Below are 20,705 nucleotides of genomic sequence, written 5' to 3'. Positions count from 1 at the left end.
TCAGCAGGCGTCCGAGGTCTGGCAGTACTGGTGGAAGAGGTTCACGTTGGCCTGGTGCTGGGCGAAGGTGTCCGCGAACCGGGTCTCGCCGGTCTTCAGGTTCACCACGACCCAGTACAGCCAGGACCCCTTGGCCGGGTGCAGTGCGGCCTCGATGGTCTTCTCCCCCGGCGACCCGATCGGGCCCGGCGGGAGGCCGGTGTTCTTGTAGGTGTTGTACGGCGAGTCGATCTGGCGCTGCGCGTCGGTCGTGTAGACCGTGCCGGTGAGGTTGTTCGCGTACGCGACCGTGGCGTCCGACTGCAGCGCCATGCCCTTGTCCAGACGGTTGTAGATCGCCCGCGCGATCTTCGGGTAGTCCTGGTCGCGGCTTCCCTCGTACTCCAGGATGCTGGCGATCGTCAGGATCTGCTCCGGGGTGTACCCGAGCGCCTTGGCCCGTGCGGCCAGGTCGAGGCTCGCGGTGACCTCCTTGGTCTTGGCGATCATCTGCTTGAGCAGCTCGCTGGCGGTCTCTCCCGGGACGACCGAGTACGTGGCCGGGAACAGGTAGCCCTCGACCTTGCCGCCCGCCGAGGCGGGCAGACCGAGCGCGGCCGGGTGCTTCAGGGCCGCGTTCAGCTGGGCGGCGGTGATGTCGGTCTTCTTGGCGATCGCCTTGACGATCTCCTTGACGCGGTAGCCCTCGGGGACGACGACCAGCGCCTGGACCAGGTTCTTGGGGTTGATCAGCACGGCCAGGGCGTCCTTGGCCTTCATCTGCTTCTTCAGCTGGTAGTAGCCGACCTGGATGCTGCGCGAGCGGCTGTCCGCCCGTGCCGCGTCGGTGAACGCTCCGACGCTCTTGACCACACCGGCGTCCTTGAGCGTCTGCGCGATCGCGGTCGAGCTGTCGCCGGAGTGCACCTGGACGACCACCGACCCGGAACCCGGCCCGGCGTAGTCGGCGCTGACCCCGACCAGGGACTTCACCTTGTCGACGGCCCAGCCGCCGCCGAGGAAGGCGCCGCCGATGACCAGCACCAGCACCAGCAGCATCGGGATGCACCCGCGCGGGGTGCGCGAGGTCGACTCGGCACGACGGGACCCGGCCCGCGGCAGCGCGACCGAGTCCGGCTCGGGCTCGTGCTCCTCGGCCGCGAAACCGCCCACTCCGATGTCGCTCACGGCGTCTCTTCTCGCTCTCCGGTCACCTGGACCTGCTCCCCGGTCGGCCTGCCGAGCGTGCGCTCGGCGTCGATCGCCCCCTGCAGGATCACCACCGCTGCGGCCTGATCCACGACTGCCCGACGCTTCTTGCCCTTCTTGCCGCGCTCCCGGAGCACCGCCTCGGCGGTGACCGTGCTCATCCGCTCGTCGACCAGGTGAACCGGACGCGGTGCCACCCGGACCGCGAGCTCCTGGGCGAACGCTCGAACCTTACCCGCCGCTGGTCCCTCGCCCCCGGCCAGCGATCGGGGCAGCCCGACGTACAGCAGCGCGGCGCCGAGCTCGTCGGCCAGGTCGGCCAGTCGCTCGAGGTCGCCGTCGGCGCGCGGCACGGTTTCCACCGGTGTCGCGAGGATCCCTGAGGGATCGCAGGTGGCCACCCCGATCCGGGCGTCCCCCGGATCGATGCCCAGGCGCACTCCGGGCACGCTCACCGGTTCGAGATCACCCATCTCAGCGTGCGGAGATCGCTCCGCGGACGGCCTCGAGGGCCTCGGCGACCTTGGCGGCGTCGGTTCCACCACCCTGGGCCACGTCGTCCTTGCCGCCGCCCTTGCCGCCGAGCAGCGTCGCAGCGGCGCGCACCAGGTCGTTGGCCGAGACCCCGGCAGCGCGGCCGGCGTCGTTGACCGCGGCGACCACGGACGGCTTGCCGTCCTGGACGCCGATCACGAGCACCGCAGCGGGGCGGTCGGCCGGCATCCGTCCCCGGACGTCCAGCGCGAGCGTGCGCGCCTCGCCGCCACCGGCGCCCTCGACGATCTCACCGACGAACGAGACCCCGGCGAGGTCGACCGCGCGCGCGGCGAAGTCACCAGCGGCGGACAGCAGCTGGGAGAGGCGGACCTTCTCGATCTCCTTCTCGGCGCTGCGCAGTCGCTCGAGCAGGTCGTCGATGCGCTCGGGCAGCTGCTCCGGCCGCGCTTTCAAGGTCTCGCTGAGCTGGGCGACGATCACGTGCTCGCGCGCCAGGAACCGGTACGCGTCGGAACCGACCAGCGCCTCGACCCGACGGACACCGGAGCCGATCGAGGACTCGCCGAGCAGCTTGACCACGCCGAGGTGGCCGGAGCGCTCCACGTGGGTGCCACCGCAGAGCTCGCGGGCCCAGTCGCCGACGGAGACGACCCGGACGACGTCGCCGTACTTCTCGCCGAACAGCGCCATCGCGCCGGACTTCACGGCGTCCGCCTGGGACATCAGCTCGGCCTGCACGGCCAGGTCGGCGAGCACCAGGTCGTTGACCCGGGCCTCGACGTCCTCCATCGCGGTCTGCGGCACGGCGCCGGTGGCCGAGAAGTCGAAGCGGAAGCGCCCGGGCGCGTTCTCCGAGCCCGCCTGGGTCGCGGTCTCGCCGAGCGCCTCGCGGAATGCCTTGTGCACCATGTGCGTCGCGGTGTGCGAGCGGCTGATCGAGCGGCGCCGCTCGATGTCGACCAGCGCCTGTGCGGGCGTGCCGAGGCCGACCTCGCCGCCGAGCACCTTGACCCGGTGCACGATCAGGCCGGTGATCGGCGACTGCACGTCAAGCACCTGCAGGCGAGCACCGTTGCCGAGCTCGATGACGCCCTCGTCGGCGAGCTGGCCGCCACCCTCGGCGTAGAACGGGGTCCGGTCCAGGACCAGCTCGACCTCGGCGCCCTCGCCGGCCGAGGAGATCACCGAGCCGTCGGCGCCGATCAGACCCCGGACGGCGCCCTCGGAGACGACCTCCTCGTAGCCGGTGAATTCGACCGCACGGCCGAGCTCGTCGGCGATCTCGCGGTAGGCGCCGGTCTCGGCGTGCTTGCCCTTCTTGGACTTCGCATCGGCCTTGGCACGGTCGCGCTGCTCGGCCATCAACCGGCGGAAGCCGTCCTCGTCGACGGCCAGGCCCTTCTCGGCCGCCATCTCCAGGGTCAGGTCGATCGGGAAGCCGTAGGTGTCGTGCAGTGCGAACGCGCGGTCGCCGGAGAGCACGCTGACCCCGGCCGACTTCGCCTCGTCCGCGGCCAGGTCGAAGATCGTCGTACCGGTCTTGAGGGTCTGCCGGAAGGCGTCCTCCTCGGCGTAGGCGACGGTGGCGATGCGCTCCCAGTCGGCCTGGAGCTGCGGGTAACCCTGCGCCATCAGGTCGCGGCTGACCGGGAACAGCTCCGGCAGGGCGCGGTCCTCGTAGCCGAGCAGGCGCATCGAGCGCACCGCGCGGCGCAGCAGGCGCCGCAGCACGTAGCCGCGGGACTCGTTGCCCGGGGTGACGCCGTCACCGATGAGCATCATCGAGCTGCGGACGTGGTCGGCGACGACCCGGAACCGGACGTCGTCACCGGGGTCGGCACCGTAGCGGCGCCCGGTCATCTCCATCGCGCGCTCGATCACCGGGAACATCACGTCGATCTCGTACATGTTCTGCTTGTCCTGGAGCAGGAAGGCCACCCGCTCCAGACCCATGCCGGTGTCGATGTTCTGCTTCGGCAGGGACCCCGCGATGTCGAAGTCCTCCTTGCTGCGCACCGCGGAGAGCTCGTCCTGCATGAAGACCAGGTTCCAGATCTCCAGGTAGCGGTCCTCGGCGTTGAAGTCGCCGTCTGCCCCGTACGCCGACCCGCGGTCGTAGAGGATCTCCGAGCACGGGCCGCCCGGACCCGGGACGCCCATCGACCAGTAGTTCTCCTTCTTCCCGAGCCGGATGATCCGGTCGTCGGGCAGACCGGTGGCCTTGCGCCACAGGTCGACCGCCTCGGGGTCCTCCTCGTAGACGCTCGGGTACAGCTTGGACTCCTCCAGCCCGAAACCGCCGTCGGCGATCGGCTTGGTGACCAACTCCCAGGCCAGGTCGATGGCTCCGGCCTTGAAGTAGTCGCCGAAGGAGAAGTTGCCGCACATCTCGAAGAAGGTGCCGTGCCGGGTGGTCTTGCCGACGTCTTCGATGTCGGGCGTCCGCACGCACTTCTGGATGCTCACCGCACGGGTGTACGGCGGCGTCTCCTGGCCGAGGAAGTACGGCTTGAACTGCACCATGCCGGCGTTGACGAACAGCAGGTTGGGGTCGTCGACCAGCAGCGGTGCCGAGGGCACGGCGGTGTGGCCGGCGGCCTCGAAGTGCTCGACGAAGCGACGGCGGATGTCGGCCGACGTTCCAACGGGGTCCATCAGTGCTTGCCTTCCAGCGCAGGGGTGCCGGGGTGCGTCCCGGGGAGATCGTAGGGGTGCAGCGGTGATTCGTCGGTGGTGCTCGCGGTCAGTTCGAGAGGACCATCAAGCACGCTGTGCCGTTCCAGGAGGGCAAATCGCTCGCGCAACTCGGTTTCGCGCTCGTCCATCCCGGTGCGGACCTCGTCGAGGAACAGGTGCGCCCCGACCTGGAGTCCGGCCAGTCGGTCGCGGACGCCGTCGGGGGTGAAGGCCTCGGCCGCGCGCCGGGCGCGGATCATCACGTAGACGCCGGCGCCGGCACCGGCCACGAACCAGAAACCGCGCCTCACGCCAGACCCTCCTGGGCGCGCTCCGCCGCACGGATGTCGCGCTGGTACTGCTTGAGCAGCTGGCGGCGCCGCTTGCGGGCGGCGCGCACCTCGCGCCGCATCTCGAACCAGATCCGGTTGCGCGACTCCGGCGAGAGCGCGCGACGCAGGCCGTGGCCGAGCGCAGCCACCTTGACCAGCGGCTCCCCCATCGTGGCGGAGAGCACGAGCCGGTCCGGGACCTGGATCTGGTCCTCGGGGACTGCCGGAGCGCGGACCACCCCGACGTCGGTGATCAGGTACGCCGGTTCCTCACCCTCCGGGGCGACGGTCACCAGGGCGGTCAGCTCCTCGAGTCGCGCCCGCAGGTCGTCGGCCTCGTGCTGGGCGGCGGCGAGCATCGCTTCGAGATCAGCCCGGGTCCGGCTGCGCCTGCGGACGACGGTGACCAGCCCGACTCCGAGCAGCGCCACGAGAGCGCCGCCCACGGCAGCCAGGATCACCGTTCCCATGGGGGTTGACCCTACCTGCCGCGGATCATCCGCCGAATCCGCTCCCAACGCTCGCGGAACCCGGCTTCGGCCCCGAGCGCGGTCGGTTGGTAGTACTCGGCGTCGAGGACGACGTCCGGGGCGTACTGCTGCTCGGCGATCCCGTAGGGCTCGTCGTGCGCGTACACGTACCCGACACCGTGACCCAGCGCCTTCGAGCCCGGGTAGTGGGCGTCGCGCAGGTGGGGCGGAACCGCGCCGATCCTGCCTGAGCGCACGTCCGCGATAGCCGCGTCCACCGCCTTGATCACCGCGTTCGACTTCGGCGCCAGCGACAGCTCGATCACCGCCTGCGCCAGGTTGATCCGCGCCTCGGGCATGCCGATCAGCTGCACCGCCTGCGCCGCGGCGACCGCGGTGGTCAGGGCGGCCGGGTGCGCCAGGCCGATGTCCTCGCTCGCCGAGACCACCAGCCGCCGCGCGATGAACCGCGGGTCCTCCCCTGCCTCGATCATCCGGGCCAGGTAGTGCAGCGCCGCGTCGACGTCCGACCCGCGGATCGACTTGATGAACGCGCTGATCACGTCGTAGTGCTGGTCGCCGTCGCGGTCGTAGCGCACCGCGGCCTTGTCGACCGCCGTCTCTGCCGTTCCGAGGTCCACCTCGGCGAGACCTTGCGCCTGGGCTGCTCCGGCGGCGGCCTCCAGGTAGGTCAGGGAACGCCGGGCGTCTCCCCCGGCGAGCCTGACCAGGTGATCGAAGGCGTCCTCGCTGACCTTCACGGCGCCGTCCAGGCCGCGCTCGTCGGCGATGGCCGCGCGCAGGACGTCGCGGACGTCGTCATCGGTCAACGGTTCCAGGGTGAGCAGCAGCGAGCGGGACAGCAACGGCGAGATCACTGAGAAGTGCGGATTCTCGGTGGTCGCCGCGATCAGGGTCACCCAGCGGTTCTCCACCCCGGGCAGCAACGCGTCCTGCTGCGCCTTGGTGAACCGGTGGACCTCGTCGACGAACAGCACCGTCTCCTGCCCGGTGGCCGCCAGCCGAGCACGAGCGCCGTCGATGGCGGCACGAACCTCCTTGACGCCGGCTGCCACCGCCGACACCTCGACGAAGACCCGGTTGGTCTGGCCCGAGACGATCGCGGCGATCGTGGTCTTGCCGGTGCCCGGCGGCCCCCACAGGAGCAAGGACATCGGCTGGTCACCCTCGATCAGTCGCCGCAGCGGCGAGCCGGCCGCCAGCAGGTGCTGCTGACCGACCAGCTCGTCCAGGGTGCGCGGGCGCATCCGGACGGCCAGCGGCGCTGAGGCGTGCACGTTGCCCGCGAGGGTGCCGCCGCCCGCCGGAGCGGGCGGTGGCGCAGCCTCGAACAGCCCTTCGTCGTCCACGGAGCCAGCCTAGGCTGAGGCGAAGCCGAAGTCCTGAGGGGTTGCGCAGCAACCGTCTCGAAGGGCTCAGGCGCTAGCCGTCTGTCCGGTCGACAGGTTCAGCCAGTGGTCCTCGAACCCCGGCTGGTTGGCCGGAGCACCCTCGCCGCCGTTCGCGCTCTGCGGGATCGGCTCGGCCGGGTGCGCACCGAGCTCGCCGGCGAAGTGGCAGGCCACCTTGTGACGCGGACCGATCTGCAGCAGCGGCGGCTCGACCCGGGAGCAGATCTCCTGGGCGAACTGGCACCGGGTGCGGAACCGGCACCCCGAGGGCGGGTTGATCGGGCTCGGGACGTCGCCCTTGAGCCGGATCCGCTCGCGCCGACCGCCGATCTGGGCCTGCTTCACGTCCGGGACGGCGGAGAGCAGCGCCTGGGTGTACGGGTGGTGCGGCCGCCCGTAGAGCGTCTCCCGGTCCGCGATCTCGACGATCTTGCCCAGGTACATCACCGCGATCTCGGGGCAGAAGTGCCGGACGATCGCGAGGTCGTGGGCGATGAACAGGAACGCGATGTTGAACTCGCGCTGCAGGTCCTGGAGCAGGTTGATCACCTGCGCCTGGATCGACACGTCGAGTGCTGAGACCGGCTCGTCCGCGACGAGCAGCTTCGGCTGCAGGGTCAGCGCGCGGGCGATGCCGATGCGCTGGCGCTGGCCGCCGGAGAACTCGTGCGGGTAGCGGTTGTAGTGCTCCGGGTTCAGGCCGACGATCTCGAGGAGCTCCTCGACCCGGGCCTTGATCTTGTTGTCCGGCAGCACGTTGTGGATCTTCAGCGGAGCGCTGATGATCGCGCCGACCGAGTGCCGCGGGTTCAGTGACGTCGCCGGGTCCTGGAAGATCATCTGGATGTCGCGGCGCATCGGCAGCATCTGCCGCTGGGAGATGTTCGCGATCTCCTTGCCGTCGAACTTGATCGAACCACCGGTCGGGTCGTACAGCCGGGTGATCAGTCGTCCGGTCGTCGACTTGCCACACCCGGACTCGCCCACCAGACCGAGGGAGCTGCCCTCGGGCACCTGGAACGAGACCCCGTCGACGGCCTGCACGTGGCCGACCGTGCGGTTGATGATGCCGCCGGACTTCACCGGGAAGTACATCTTCAGGTCGTCGACCTCGAGGATCGGCTTGGCCGACGGGTCCAGCTGCGGCGGCGGAGCGCCGACGACCACCTCGGGGACGTCGGGGATGTCTTCGGAGGCCGGCGTCAGGTTGATGTCGGTCACGGGGTCTCCTCCACCAGGTCGGGAGCGATCTCGGGCAGCACCTCGACGCGGTAGACCTCGTCCGGGTTGGGCAGGTGGCAGCGCTTCACGTGACTGCCGCCGCTGCGCGCCGGGGTCAGGTCGGGAAGCTCGGTGAAGCACAGGTCGCCGGGCACCTTGTCGCGGTGCACGCAGCGCGGGTGGAACGCGCAGCCCTTGGGCGGGCTGAGCAGGCTGGGCGGACTGCCCGGGATCGGGATCAGCCGGGCGTCGGTGTCGCCCTGGACGTCCGGCACGCTGGAGAGCAGTCCCCAGGTGTAGGGCATCTCCGGGTGCGTGAGGATCTCCTTGCACGGGCCGTACTCGACGGCCCGGCCGGCGTACATCACCAGCACGTCGTCTGCCATCTCGGCCACCACGCCCAGGTCGTGGGTGATGATGATGATCGCCGAGTTGAACTCGCGCTGCAGGTCCTGGAGCAGGTCGAGGATCTGCGCCTGAACGGTCACGTCGAGCGCGGTGGTCGGCTCGTCGGCGATCAGCAGGCCCGGGTCGTTCATCAGTGCCATCGCGATCATCGCGCGCTGGCGCATGCCGCCCGAGAACTGGTGCGGGTAGTCGTCGACACGGCGGTCCGGCTGCGGGATGCCGACGCGATCGAGCATCTCGATCGAACGGGTGCGCGCCGCCTTCTTGCTGACGTCGTTGTGCACCAGGTAGGCCTCACCGATCTGGTTGCCGACCGTGTAGTACGGGTGCATCGCCGAGAGCGGGTCCTGGAAGATCATCGCGACGTCCTGGCCGCGACGACGGCGCATCTGCTCGTCGTTGAGCTGGAGCAGGTCCTCGCCGTCGAGCAGGATCTCGCCGCTGACGATCGCGTTCGTGCCGCGGTGCAGTCCGAGGATCGCCGAGCTCGAGACCGACTTGCCCGAGCCCGACTCGCCGACGATGCCGAGGGTGGTGCCCTTCGCCAGGTCGAAGCTGAGTCCGTCGGTCGCCTTCACGATGCCGTCCATCGTCGGGAAGTGGACCTTCAGGTCGCGTACGGACAGCAGGACGTCCGCGTTCGTGGTGGTGGTCATTCCTCAGTTCCCCTCAGCCGACCCGCACCCGCGGGTCGATCACTGCGTAGAGCACGTCGACGATGATGTTGGCCAGGATCACGAAGGACGCCAGCACGATCACCAGTCCGACCAGGATGGGCAGGTCGTTGTTCGTCGCAGCAGCGACCGCGAGACCCCCGAGCCCGTTGAAGTTGAACACCGTCTCGGTGATGATCGCGCCGCCGAGCAGGCCGGCCAGGTCGAGACCGGCCATCGTGACCAGCGGCGTGAAGGCCGCTCGCATCGTGTGCTTGGTGAGGATCCGGCGCGCAGGCAGACCCTTCGCCTTGGCGGTACGGATGTAGTCCTCGGACATCGACTCGAGCACGAACGCGCGCGTCATACGCACGTAGCCCGCCATGAAGAACAGCGCCAGCGTGAGCGCCGGGAGGATCAGGCCGGTGAGCCAGCTCCACGGGTTCTGGGAGAACGGTATGTACTCGGGTGTCGGGACCAGCTGCCACTTGATCGAGACGAACTTGTAGAGGAAGAGCCCGATGAAGAACGTCGGGAAGGCGTAGAAGATCAGCGAGATGCCGACGATCCCGCGGTCGATGATCGTTCCCTTTCTCAAGGCGGCTATCACCCCGAAGAGGACGCCGCCGGTGATCCAGAGGATGAAGGCCACGATGGCCAGCGAGAGGGATATCGGGAACGAGGTCTTGATGAGCGTCGTCACGTTCTGGGTGAAGTACTTGGAGTACCCCAGGCACGGCGCGGTGCAGTGGACGACGAGCTCGGGGTGATCCTTCTCGAGCTTCTTGTCCTCAGGGAAGTTGCGGCCCTTGACGATGCCCTGCATGAACTGGCCCCACTGGACCAGGACGGGCTTGTCGTAGCCGAAGGCCTTCTTCGTCACCGCGATCTGGGCCGGCGAGCAGATCTTGCCGCAGGCGTGGCGCTCGGGGTGAAGCGGGCCGGAGAAGAACAACATCATTGTCACGAGAGTCATCACGACCAGGAGGACGAGTCCCGAAATGGTGCGACGAACGATGTAGGCGAACACGGGCAACCACCTCCGAGGGCCGGATCAGCCCTCGCTTGAACGGAGTCCGGCTCGGGCCGGACGTTGTGGCTCACGTGTCCGGAGCGGGGGCACGGGCCCCCGCCCCGGCATGTCGGGTGGCCCGCTCGTGGCGGACCACCCGACTCACGTGTCGGACGGGATGGATCAGCTACTACTGCTTGACGCCGATTCCACCCAGCTCCGGGTAGCCGTTCGATGCCGGGCTACTGATGTAGTTCGCAACGTCCGAACCGTGCAGGAAGTAGAACAGAGTGATCTCCAGCGGGATGTAGGCAACGTCCTTGCCCAGCTGGTCGTCGATCTCCGCGTACTTCGCGGCCTGGTCGTTCACGTCACCCATCTGAGCGGCCTCGTCGATCATGCTGTTGACGGTGTCGCTCTTGTAGTTGCCGTAGTCCTGACCGTTCGACTTCGCGGTCAGGTTGATCCGGCTGTCGAACAGCGGCGGAATCACCGTGGCGATCGACGGCCAGTCAGCACCCCAACCGCCCCACGTCACGTCGAAGTCCGCAGTCGGGTCCTGGACGATGTCGTAGTACGTGTCGGTCAGCGGGTTGAGGGTGACCTTGAAGCCGGCCGCGTCCCAACCATCCTTCAGCGCCGCCGCCTGCTTGTCGCTGGTCGGCGTGCCACCCGAGTAGGTGAACTTGATCGGGTACGGGAGCTTCTCGCCCGAGTCCTTCAGCGCCTGCTTCGCGGCGGCGAGGTCACCGGCCGGGAGCATCGAGAAGTTCGGGTTGGGCTTGTAACCGACCAGCGCCGGGTTCACGATCGACTGGGCCGGCTTGTAGGCCTTGTCGCCACCACCGGCAGTGATCCAGCCGTTGATGTTGGTCGAGAGCTTCAGCGCCTCACGAACCTTCGGGTTCTTCATCTTGTTGAAGTTCGGCAGCACGTAGTCCACGAACGGCGACTCCGTCAGCGTCGCCCGGTCGGCAACCGCACCCGTGATCTGGGTGTAGTAGGCCGGCGGGATGGCGCGGTCGGTGATCGCGGTCTTGTCCTGACCGACGTCAGCGATGAGACGGTCCGCGATGATCTCGTTCGTCAGACCCTGCTCGAACACGATCTTGTCCGGCAGCGCCTTGCGGATGTTGTCGTCGCTCCACTCGGGGTTGCGCACGAAGGTGCCGCCCTTGGCGACGTCCCAGGTGCCCTCGAGCTTGTAAGGACCGTTCGAGAACACGGCGTAGTTGGACTTGTCGCCCTGGTCCTGGTCCTTGCGGTACGGACCGAAGGAGTTCAGCGACGCGATCGCGAGCGGGAAGTCCGGGAACGGCTTGCTGAAGTTGTAGGTGATCGTGTTGCCGTCGCAGGTGATCGCCTTGTCGAAGTCAGCAGCGTTGTCGTTCTTGTACGGACCGTCGTAGAGCGGGAGACCGTCCTTGCCCTTCGGGACGTCGAGGAAGCCCAGGATGTAGTTCGGGCCACCGATGATGACGTCGGTCGCGAAGGTGCGCGAGGCGCCGTACTTGAAGTCCTCACACGTGATGGCCTTGCCGTCCTGCCACTTCACGTCGTCCTTGATCGTGAACTTCCAGGTCTTGCCGTCGTTCGACGACGTGCCGGTGTCGGTGGCGAGGTCCGCCTGCGGGACGACGGCAGCAGCCTTGTCGGTCGTGACCGGGAAGCTGACCAGCTGGCGGTAGACCAGACGGTTCATGTCAGCCAGGTCGCGGCCGATGTACATCCGCTGCGGGTCGAGGTGCTCGGCCGGGCGCTTGGTCAGGTAGTAGAGGGTGCCGCCCTTGGCGTCAGTCGTCTTCCCCTTCCCACCGTCGGAGCTGCTTCCGCACGCGACGAGCGTTACCGAGACGACAGCCGCTGCCGCAATTGCGGCGATCGGCTTTCGATAGCTAGCCATTAGATCTCCTTCTCTGTGACGCGCCGGGTCCGGCGGACACTTCCGGCAGCGGTTTGCTGCCGAAACTCGTGGGCCATTTAGTTGTGAACTGGCAATTGGGTGGTGCTAGTTGGTGCTCTTCGGGTCGAGCGCATCGCGCAGACCGTCACCGAGCAGGTTGAAGCTGACGACGATGATCGCGATGAGCGCCGCCGGGAAGAAGAAGAACTCGAAGTCGGAGACCGAGTAGGCGATCGAGTCGGTCAGCACGTTGCCGAGGGTCGGCGTCGGCGGCTTGACGCTCACCTGGAGGTAGGCCAGCGCGGCCTCGGCCGAGACGTAGGCCGGCATCGTCAGGGTGAAGTAGACGAGCAGGGGCGCCCACAGGTTCGGCACGATCTCCTTGAAGTAGATCCGCCACTTCGAGGCGCCCAAGGCCCGCGCGGCCTCGATGAACTCACGTTCGCGGATCGAGAGCACCTGGCCGCGTACGAGTCGGGCAATCGGCGGCCAACCGAACAGCGCGAGCACGAGGATCACGTAGACGGCCTGGACCGTGTTGCCGTTCTCCCCCTTCGGGATGTGCAGAGTGCCGCCGAGGAAGCCGACCATGGTCCCGGAGAGGGCCAGCAGCATCAGGGTCTGCGGGAACGACAGCGTCAGGTCGATGATCCGACCGACGACGGAGTCGACGATGCCGCCGACGAAGCCGGAGACGATGCCGAGAACGGTGCCGATCAGAACGGCCAGGATCGTCGCCGAGAGCGCGATACCGAGCGAGTAGGTGATGCCGAGCCACAGCCGGCTGAGCACGTCACGCCCGAGGCCCGGCTCGATCCCGAGCGGGTGGTGCCAGGTGATTCCACCGAACTTGCCGAGCGGGATACCGCCCTGGTTGACATCGAGAAGGTCGGAGTGCGGCGTGTTCGGCTTCAGGACCTTGAGCTTGACCAGCAGCGGGGCCGCGATGGCGGCGACGACGTAGAGCACGACGATCGAGAACGAGATCATCGACAGCTTGTCGCGTCGGAACCGACGCAGCGCCAACTTGGTCGGAGAGAGGCCTGCAATACCGCTGGTCCCTACCGGCTCCAGCGAGTCAGCGTCGTGCTGTGCTTCGTGACTCGACAGATCTGACGCCGAAAGAGACATGTTGACCTCAATCTTTCCCGTGGACACCGCTGCCGGTGCGAGGATCGCCCGCATCCGTCGGCGACTCTATGTGACGCACAGCGCATCCACGGTCACGTGGCGGTAACGATATGGACACGGTGGGAACCGTCTTCCGTCACCTTTCCACGCGTGGCGCAGAACTCCCTAGGAAGCGGGTTCGGCCTTCGCGTCGACGCCCGCTTCCTTGCGCTGCGCCGCCGTGATCGGGGCCGGTGCAGCCGTCAGCGGGTCGTACCCGCCGCCGCTCTTCGGAAACGCGATCACGTCGCGGATCGAGTCGGTGCCTGCGAGCAGGGCGCAGATGCGGTCCATGCCCACGGCGATGCCGCCGTGCGGCGGCGCGCCGTACTGGAAGGCGTCGAGCAGGAACCCGAACTTCTCCTGCGCCTCGTCCGCGGACAGGCCCATGACGCCGAAGACGCGCTTCTGGATGTCACCGCGGTGGATACGGATCGACCCGCCGCCGAGCTCGTTGCCGTTGCAGACGATGTCGTAGGCGTAGGCCAGGGCGCTGCCCGGGTCGGTGTCGAAGGTGTCGAGGAACTCCGGCTTCGGGCTCGTGAACGCGTGGTGCACGGCGGTCCAGGCACCAGCGCCGACCGCGACGTCACCACTGGCGACGGCCTCCGAGCTCGGCTCGAACAGGGGGGCGTCGACGACCCAGGTGAAGGCGAACACCGAGTCGTCGAGCATGCCCGCGCGTCGTCCGATCTCCAGCCGGGCAGCACCGAGCAGGGCTCGGCTCGACTTCACCGGGCCGGCCGCGAAGAACACGCAGTCCCCCGCGCTCGCTCCCACGTGCGCGGCCAGACCGGCCTGCTCGGCCTCGGACAGGTTCTTGGCGACCGGACCGCCGAGCGTGCCGTCCTCGTTGAAGAGCACGTAGGCCAGGCCCTTGGCCCCGCGCTGCTTGGCGAACTCCTGCCACGCGTCCAGCTGCTTGCGGGGCTGGCTCGCGCCGCCGGGCATGAGAACAGCACCGACGTACGGCGCCCGGAAGACGCGGAACGTGGTGTCGCGGAAGTACTCGGTGCACTCGACGAGCTCGAGACCCATCCGCAGGTCTGGCTTGTCGGAACCGAAGCGCGACATGGCGTCGGCGTAGGTCATCCGCGGGATCGGTCGCGGGATCTCGTGGCCGATCAGCGCCCACATCGCGGCGAGCACTTCTTCCATCAGGGCGAGCACGTCGTCCTGGTCCACGAAGCTCATCTCGACGTCGAGCTGGGTGAACTCCGGCTGCCGGTCGGCGCGGAAGTCCTCGTCCCGGTAGCAGCGTGCGATCTGGTAGTAGCGCTCCATGCCCGCCACCATCAGCAGCTGCTTGAACAGCTGCGGGCTCTGCGGCAGCGCGTACCAGCTGCCCGGCTGCAGACGTGCAGGGACCAGGAAGTCGCGCGCGCCCTCCGGGGTCGACCGGGTCAGCGTCGGGGTCTCGATCTCGACGAAGTTCCGGGCGGCCAGCACGTCGCGCGCTGCCTTGTTGACCTCGCTGCGCAGACGCAGCGCGGCCGCCGGGGCCGGGCGGCGCAGGTCCAGGTAGCGGTGGCGCAGGCGCGCCTCCTCGCCGACCTCGACGTGCTCGTCGATCGGGAACGGGAGCGGAGCCGCCTCGCTGAGGATGACCACGTCGGCGGCGACGACCTCGACCTCACCCGTGGGCAGGTTCGGGTTGACGTTGCGCTCCTCGCGCCGGACGACCTCACCGGTGATCTTGAGGCAGTACTCGTTGCGCAGCTTGTGCGCCACCTCGTCGTCGCGGATGACGACCTGCACCACGCCGCTGGCCTCGCGGAGATCGATGAACGTCACCCCGCCGTGATCGCGTCGGCTGGCCACCCAGCCTGCGAGGGTCACGGTCTGGCCGACGTGCTCGGCGCGCAGGGCGCCGGCGTCGTGGGTGCGGATCACTTCTCTGTCTCCATCTGGTTGGTTGTGCTGGTCGAAACCGTGATGCGGGGCTTCAGGTCTGCAGGCGGCGGCGTCCAGGTCGCCGGGTCGACCGCGACCTGCTCACCGCTGCGGATGTCCTTGATCTGGGGACCGTCCTCGGTGGAGAAGAGAACGTACGGGATGCCGCGGCGCTCGGCGTAGCGGATTTGCTTGCCGAACTTCTGCGGAGAGGGCGCGACCTCGCACGGGACGCCGCTGCTGCGCAGCTGGGTCGCCAGCGTGTCGCTGTCGGCCCGGCCGGCCTCGTCGGTGAGCGCGACCAGGACCACGCTCGGCACGCTGCGGTCCGCGACGAGCTCGCCGCGGTTGAGCAGCGGGACGAGCAGCCGGCTCACGCCGAGCGAGATGCCGACGCCGGGGTACGTCGTCCGGCCGTCGCTGGCCAGGGAGTCGTAGCGGCCGCCGGAGCAGATCGAGCCGAGCGACTCGTGCCCGTCCAGGCGGGTCTCGAAGACGGTGCCGGTGTAGTAGTCCAGCCCGCGCGCGATCTTGAGGTCGGCCTCGATGCGCACCCGGTCGGTCACCAGCGCCGCGCACCCGGCGACCACGTCGGCCAGCTCGGCCAGCCCCTCGTCGAGGAGCGGGTGCTCCACGCCGAGGCCGCGGACCTTGTCCACGAAGGACGTGTCCGGGGTGCAGATGGTGGCGAGCTCCAGGCAGCGGTCGGCCTGCTCCTCCGAGAGGCCGGACTCGACGAGCTGGGTGCGCACGGCGTCCGCGGGCAGCTTGTCGAGCTTGTCGATGAGCCGCATGGTCTCGTCGAGGTCGTCGATACCGAGACCCGCGTAGAAGCCCTGGATCAGCTTGCGGTTGTTGACCTGGAGGCGGAAGCCCGGCAGACCGAGCACGTCGGGGTGCGCGATGCGTCCGAGCGCGTCCAGCATCACCCGGGCGATCTCCAGGTCGTGGTGAACGGGAAGCTCGCCCGCCCCGACGATGTCGATGTCGGCCTGGGCGAACTCGCGGTAGCGGCCGTCCTGGGGACGTTCGCCGCGCCAGACCTTCTGGATCTGGTAGCGCCGGAACGGGAACTCGAGCTTGCCGGCGTTCTCCAGGACGTAGCGGGCGAACGGCACGGTGAGGTCGAAGTGCAGTCCGAGGCCCTTGTCCTTGCCGCCGTCCTCCTCCTGGAGCCGGCGCAGGACGTAGACCTCCTTGGAGGTGTCCCCCTTGCGCAGCAGCTGGTCCATCGGCTCGACCGCACGGGTCTCGATGTTCGCGAACCCGTGCAGCTCGAAGACGGTCGCCAGCGTGTCCAGCACCGTCGTCTCGACGTAGCGCTGGGCCGGCAGGAATTCGGGGAACCCGCTGAGCGGTGTGGGCTTGGCCATCACAGTCCCCTGGTGACCTGGCCGAGGGGACCGTCGTCGATGAGGTCGAGCAGGAACGGGTTGCTCATCCGCTCCTGGCCGATCGAGGTCTGCTCGCCGTGGCCGGGCAGCACCGCGATGTTGTCGGCCAGCGGCAGCACCTTGTCGCGCAGGCTCTGCAGCATCGCGCCGTGGTCGCCCCCGGGCAGGTCGGTACGCCCGATCGACCCGGCGAACAGCAGGTCGCCGGAGAACATCACCTCGGCGATGCCTTGTCCTGAGCCTGTCGAAGGGTCCTGGTCGCCATAGGGGGTGCGGAAGATGATCGAGCCGGGCGTGTGGCCCGGGGTGTGGTCGACGAGGAACTCCAGGCCGGCGAGCTCGAGGGTCTGGCCGTCGACGATCTCCTCGACCTTGTCCGGCTCCGCGAACTCGTACTTGCCGCCGAGCAGCATCGCGGTGGTCTCGGCTGACATCCCCGCCATCGGGTTCGCCAGCAGGTGCCGGTCGCTGGGGTGGATGTACGCCGTCGCGTCGTAGGTGCCGGCCACCGGGGCGACGCACCACATGTGGTCGACGTGCCCGTGGGTCACCAGCACCGAGACCGGCTTCAGGTTGTGCTCGCGGATCACCGCGTCGACACCCTCGGCCGCGTCCTTGCCGGGGTCGATCACGACGCACTCCGCGCCCGCACCGGTCGCCACCACGTAGCAGTTGGTGCCCCACGGCCCGGCCGGGAAGCCTGCGATCAGCACTGACGAATCTCCTGCTCAGGGGTGGTGGACAACGGGCCCAAGCCTACTGGCAGCACCGCCGACGGCCGTCATGCGTACGATGAACCCCGCAACTGATGCTCCACAGGCCAACGGAGGGGTCACAGTGACCGCGCAGGGCAACGAAGGCGCCGGCTTCGGTCGCGTCGAGGCAGACGGGACCGTGTACGTCCGCATCGGCGACGAGGAGAAGGTCGTCGGGCAGTACCCGGAGGGTACGCCGGAAGAAGCACTGGCTTTCTACACCCGGAGGTTCGAGGGCCTCGAGTTCGAGGTGCACCTGCTCGAGCAGCGGGTGCGCACCGGTGCGATGTCCCCCGACGAGGCCACCACCTCGATCAAGAAGGTCGCGGACCAGCTCGAGGTGCCCAACGCCGTCGGTGACTTCACCGGTCTGACAGCCCGCCTCAACGCCCTCAAGCCGATCATCGGCATGCAGCGCGAGAAGCGCCGCGAGGAGCGCGCCCAGAAGGTCGAGGAGTCGCGGGAGCGCAAGAACGCGATCGTCACCGAGGCCGAGAAGATCGCCGCCGGCACCGACTGGCGCAACGGCGCGAACCGGCTGCGCGACCTGCTCGCGGAGTGGAAGGAGCTGCCGCGCCTGGAGAAGGCTGCGGACGACGAGCTCTGGCACCGGTTCTCCGGAGCCCGCACCAGCTACACCCGCGCGCGCAAGGCGCACTTCGCCGTCGTCTCCGAGCAGCGCGACAGCGCGCGGGTGGCCAAGGAGCGCCTGGTCAAGGAGGCCGAGGCGCTCGCCGGGTCCACCGACTGGGGAGGCACCGCAGCGAAGTACCGCAGCCTGATGTCGGAGTGGAAGGCGGCCGGTCCGGCGCCCAAGGACGTCGACGACGCGCTCTGGAAGCGCTTCCGCGGAGCGCAGGACCAGTTCTTCGGCGCCCGCGACGCCGCCAACGCCGAGCTGGACCAGGAGTTCGCCGCCAACGCCGAGGTCAAGAAGACGATCCTGGTCGAGGCCGAGGCGCTGCTGCCGGTCACCGACCTGTCGGCGGCCAAGAAGGCGTTCCGGGACATCTCCGAGCGCTGGGACGCCGCCGGCAAGGTGCCGCGCGACCAGATCAAGTCCCTCGAGGCCCGCATCCGTAAGGTCGAGCAGGAGATCCGCGCGCTCGAGGACGCCCAGTGGAAGAAGTCCGACCCGGAGAAGTCGGCGCGCGCCGACGGCATGGTCGGGCAGCTCCAGGACGCGATCGCCAAGATCGAGGCCGACCTCGAGAAGGCCCGCAGCGCCGGCGACGCCAAGAAGGTCAAGGACCTCGAGGACAACCTCGAGTCGCGCAAGGCGTTCCTGGAGATGGCGAAGCAGACCGCTTCCGAGTTCAGCTGATCGGTCAGTGGGTGACGCGGTAGGCGTCGAACACCCCGTCGATCGACCGCACCGCCTTCAGCACTGCACCCAGGTGCTTGGGGTCGCCCATCTCGAAGGTGAACTTGCTCTTCGCAATCCGGTCGCGGCTGGTGTTCAGCGACGCCGACAGGATGTTCACGTGCTGGTCCGAGAGCACCAGCGTGATGTCGGAGAGCAGCCGGGCCCGGTCCAGAGCCTCGACCATGATCTGCACCAGGAACGTGGACGTCGAGGTCGGCGCCCACTCGACGTCGATCAGCCGCTCCGGCTGTCCCAGCAGGTCGGCGGCGTTGGTGCAGTCCTTGCGGTGCACCGAGACACCGGCGCCGCGGGTCACGAAGCCGAGGATGTCGTCGCCCGGCACCGGGGTGCAACACTTCGCCAGCTTCACCAGCACGTCGCTGGCGCCCTTCACGATGACGCCCGAGTCGCCGGTGCTCTTCTGGGGCCGGCGCGGACGCGTGATGGTGACGGTCTCGGCCAGGTCCTCGGCCGCGCCCTCGGCCCCGCCGAAGATCTCGATGACCTTGCGCACGACGGCCTGGGCGCCGAGGTTGCCCTCGCCGACCGCGGCGTACAGGGCGGAGACGTCGGCCAGGCGGAACTCGTTCGCGACCTGCGTCAGCGACTCGTGGGTCATCACCCGCTTGAGGGAGACGCCCTCCTTGCGCATCAGCCGGGCGATCTGGTCCTTGCCCTGCTCGATCGCCTCCTCGCGGCGCTCCTTGGTGAACCAGTGCCGGATCTTGCTGCGGGCGCGCGGCGACTTCACGAAGCCGAGCCAGTCGCGGCTCGGGCCGGCGTTCGGCGACTTGGAGGTGAAGACCTCGACGACGTCACCGTGGTCGAGCTTGGACTCCAGCGGCACCAGGCGGCCGTTCACCCGGGCGCCGATGGTGTGGTGGCCGACCTCGGTGTGCACGGCATAGGCGAAGTCGACCGGCGTCGAGCCGGTCGGGAGCCCGATCACGTCGCCGCGCGGGGTGAAGACGTAGACCTCGGCGGCGTTGATCTCGAAGCGCAGGGACTCCAGGAACTCGCCCGGGTCCTCGACCTCGTTCTGCCAGTCGAGCAGCTGGCGCACCCAGGGCATGTCCCCCGACGCGGTCTCGGCCAGCGACTTGTCGGTGTCGACCCCGTTGCGGGTGTCCTCCTTGTACTTCCAGTGCGCCGCCACGCCGTACTCGGCGCGGCGGTGCATCGAGAAGGTACGGATCTGCATCTCCACGGCCTTGCCGGACGGGCCGATCACCGTGGTGTGCAGCGACTGGTACATGTTGAACTTCGGCATCGCCACGAAGTCCTTGAACCGGCCGGGGATCGGGTTCCAGCGGTTGTGCAGCACCCCGAGGACGCCGTAGCAGTCCGGGTCGCTCTCCACCAGGATCCGGATGCCGACGAGGTCGTAGATGTCGGTGAACTCGCGGCCGCCGTGGATCATCTTCTGGTAGATCGAGTAGTAGTGCTTCGGCCGGCCGGTGACCTTCGCCTTGATCTTGGCGGTCTTCAGGTCGGCCTCGACGACACCGATCACCTGGCGCATGAACTGGTCGCGCGACGGCGAGCGCTCGGCGACCATCCGGACGATCTCGTCGTAGATCTTCGGGTGCAGCGTGGCGAACGCGAGGTCCTCGAGCTCCCACTTGATCGTGTTCATGCCGAGCCGGTGCGCGAGCGGGGCGAAGATCTCGAGGGTCTCGCGGGACTTCCGCTCCTGGGTCTCGGCCTTCACGTAGCGCAGCGTGCGCATGTTGTGCAGCCGGTCGGCGAGCTTGATGACGAGCACCCGGATGTCCCGGCTCATCGCCACGATCATCTTGCGGATCGTCTCGGACTGCGCCGAGTCGCCGTACTTGACCTTGTCGAGCTTGGTCACGCCGTCGACCAGGAGGGCGACCTCCTCGCCGAAGTCCTTCTCCAGCTGCTCCAGCGTGTACGCCGTGTCCTCGACGGTGTCGTGCAGCAGCGAGGCGACCAGCGTCGGCTCGGTCATACCGATGTCGGCCAGGATCGTGGTCACCGCGAGCGGGTGGGTGATGTACGGGTCACCGCTCTTGCGCATCTGGCCGCGGTGGTGGAACTCGGCGGTCGCGTACGCGCGCTCGAGCAGGCCCAGATCGGCCTTCGGGTGGTTCGCCTTCACCGCACGGAACAGCGGCTCCAGCTCGGGGTTTCCGACCTGCTTGCTGGTGCCGATCCGGGCCAGACGCGCCCGTACGCCGCGTCCTCCGCCGACCACTGCGTTGCCGCTCGGCGAGGGGCCGTCCTCGCGGGGCACCACCGGCGCAGGTGCTGAGACGGGCGCGGGCGCAGGCGCAGTCGAGACTGCGTCAGCTACGACCGGATCCTCCGCCATGAACCAAGTCTACGGGCGG

Annotated in this window: 16 protein-coding genes; 1 reads left to right on the top strand and 15 read right to left on the bottom strand. The window is 68.6% G+C overall.

Annotated features, from left to right (window positions below; genetic code table 11):
• The 14 genes from mltG to EFL95_RS09265 form a co-directional block, all read right to left on the bottom strand.
• Positions 1-1,167, bottom strand: a complete 1,167-nt coding sequence (mltG, locus tag EFL95_RS09330; RefSeq protein WP_123233717.1) for an endolytic transglycosylase MltG — start codon at positions 1,165-1,167, stop codon at positions 1-3.
• The gene (ruvX, locus tag EFL95_RS09325) at positions 1,164-1,661 is read right to left on the bottom strand and encodes a Holliday junction resolvase RuvX (RefSeq protein ID WP_123233716.1); all 498 of its coding nucleotides are present in this window, start codon (positions 1,659-1,661) and stop codon (positions 1,164-1,166) included. The genes mltG and ruvX overlap by 4 nt, the downstream gene beginning before the upstream one ends.
• 1 nt (position 1,662) lies before the next feature.
• Positions 1,663-4,341, bottom strand: coding sequence for an alanine--tRNA ligase (alaS, locus tag EFL95_RS09320; protein ID WP_123233715.1), 2,679 nt, complete (start codon positions 4,339-4,341; stop codon positions 1,663-1,665).
• Entirely contained in the window at positions 4,341-4,673 is a 333-nt protein-coding gene (locus EFL95_RS09315; RefSeq protein ID WP_123233714.1) for a DUF6167 family protein, read from the bottom strand. Before EFL95_RS09315 ends, alaS begins: the two co-directional genes overlap by 1 nt.
• A complete protein-coding gene (locus EFL95_RS09310; protein ID WP_123233713.1) occupies positions 4,670-5,164 on the bottom strand; it encodes a hypothetical protein in 495 nt (164 codons plus the stop codon). Before EFL95_RS09310 ends, EFL95_RS09315 begins: the two co-directional genes overlap by 4 nt.
• Before the next feature lie 11 nt (positions 5,165-5,175).
• Positions 5,176-6,534: a replication-associated recombination protein A gene (locus tag EFL95_RS09305; protein WP_221176356.1), complete on the bottom strand. Its 1,359-nt coding sequence runs from the start codon at positions 6,532-6,534 to the stop codon at positions 5,176-5,178.
• Positions 6,535-6,600: 66 nt separating this feature from the next.
• Positions 6,601-7,671: an ABC transporter ATP-binding protein gene (locus EFL95_RS09300; protein ID WP_123234887.1), complete on the bottom strand. Its 1,071-nt coding sequence runs from the start codon at positions 7,669-7,671 to the stop codon at positions 6,601-6,603.
• A gap of 122 nt (positions 7,672-7,793) precedes the next feature.
• On the bottom strand, positions 7,794-8,861 hold the full coding sequence (locus EFL95_RS09295) for an ABC transporter ATP-binding protein (RefSeq protein ID WP_123233712.1): 1,068 nt from the start codon (positions 8,859-8,861) through the stop codon (positions 7,794-7,796).
• 13 nt (positions 8,862-8,874) lie between these two features.
• Positions 8,875-9,888 carry an ABC transporter permease gene (locus EFL95_RS09290; protein ID WP_123233711.1) on the bottom strand — a complete coding sequence of 338 codons (1,014 nt, stop codon included), beginning with the start codon at positions 9,886-9,888 and terminating at the stop codon, positions 8,875-8,877.
• A 172-nt stretch (positions 9,889-10,060) separates the two neighbouring features.
• Positions 10,061-11,773: an ABC transporter substrate-binding protein gene (locus EFL95_RS09285; protein WP_123233710.1), complete on the bottom strand. Its 1,713-nt coding sequence runs from the start codon at positions 11,771-11,773 to the stop codon at positions 10,061-10,063.
• Positions 11,774-11,878: 105 nt separating this feature from the next.
• Positions 11,879-12,904, bottom strand: coding sequence for an ABC transporter permease (locus tag EFL95_RS09280; protein WP_123234886.1), 1,026 nt, complete (start codon positions 12,902-12,904; stop codon positions 11,879-11,881).
• Positions 12,905-13,069: 165 nt separating this feature from the next.
• A complete protein-coding gene (aspS, locus tag EFL95_RS09275) occupies positions 13,070-14,836 on the bottom strand; it encodes an aspartate--tRNA ligase (RefSeq protein WP_123233709.1) in 1,767 nt (588 codons plus the stop codon).
• On the bottom strand, positions 14,833-16,209 hold the full coding sequence (hisS, locus tag EFL95_RS09270; protein ID WP_123233708.1) for a histidine--tRNA ligase: 1,377 nt from the start codon (positions 16,207-16,209) through the stop codon (positions 14,833-14,835). The genes aspS and hisS overlap by 4 nt, the downstream gene beginning before the upstream one ends.
• Positions 16,209-16,943: an MBL fold metallo-hydrolase gene (locus EFL95_RS09265; RefSeq protein ID WP_123233707.1), complete on the bottom strand. Its 735-nt coding sequence runs from the start codon at positions 16,941-16,943 to the stop codon at positions 16,209-16,211. Before EFL95_RS09265 ends, hisS begins: the two co-directional genes overlap by 1 nt.
• 124 nt (positions 16,944-17,067) lie before the next feature.
• Here EFL95_RS09265 and EFL95_RS09260 point away from each other — a divergent pair, with 124 nt between their 5' ends.
• Positions 17,068-18,309, top strand: coding sequence for a DUF349 domain-containing protein (locus tag EFL95_RS09260; RefSeq protein WP_246004872.1), 1,242 nt, complete (start codon positions 17,068-17,070; stop codon positions 18,307-18,309).
• A 4-nt stretch (positions 18,310-18,313) separates the two neighbouring features.
• Here the strand turns inward: EFL95_RS09260 and EFL95_RS09255 are convergent, their stop codons facing one another.
• A complete protein-coding gene (locus EFL95_RS09255) occupies positions 18,314-20,686 on the bottom strand; it encodes a RelA/SpoT family protein (RefSeq protein ID WP_123233706.1) in 2,373 nt (790 codons plus the stop codon).
• Positions 20,687-20,705: the final 19 nt, after the last annotated feature.

This window comes from Nocardioides marmorisolisilvae, assembly GCF_003725775.1.
Lineage (GTDB): Bacteria > Actinomycetota > Actinomycetes > Propionibacteriales > Nocardioidaceae > Marmoricola > Marmoricola marmorisolisilvae.
Note: the sequence above shows the minus strand (reverse complement) of the source record. Positions and strands in the feature narration are given on the sequence as shown.

Coding starts and splice junctions, on each gene's coding strand:
- alaS (WP_123233715.1), bottom strand. CDS start 4,341: ATGGACCCCGTTGGAACGTCGGCCGACATCCGCCGTCGCTTCGTCGAG.
- EFL95_RS09300 (WP_123234887.1), bottom strand. CDS start 7,671: ATGTACTTCCCGGTGAAGTCCGGCGGCATCATCAACCGCACGGTCGGC.
- EFL95_RS09285 (WP_123233710.1), bottom strand. CDS start 11,773: ATGGCTAGCTATCGAAAGCCGATCGCCGCAATTGCGGCAGCGGCTGTC.
- EFL95_RS09280 (WP_123234886.1), bottom strand. CDS start 12,904: ATGTCTCTTTCGGCGTCAGATCTGTCGAGTCACGAAGCACAGCACGAC.
- hisS (WP_123233708.1), bottom strand. CDS start 16,209: ATGGCCAAGCCCACACCGCTCAGCGGGTTCCCCGAATTCCTGCCGGCC.
- ruvX (WP_123233716.1), bottom strand. CDS start 1,661: ATGGGTGATCTCGAACCGGTGAGCGTGCCCGGAGTGCGCCTGGGCATC.
- EFL95_RS09295 (WP_123233712.1), bottom strand. CDS start 8,861: ATGACCACCACCACGAACGCGGACGTCCTGCTGTCCGTACGCGACCTG.
- EFL95_RS09310 (WP_123233713.1), bottom strand. CDS start 5,164: ATGGGAACGGTGATCCTGGCTGCCGTGGGCGGCGCTCTCGTGGCGCTG.
- EFL95_RS09255 (WP_123233706.1), bottom strand. CDS start 20,686: ATGGCGGAGGATCCGGTCGTAGCTGACGCAGTCTCGACTGCGCCTGCG.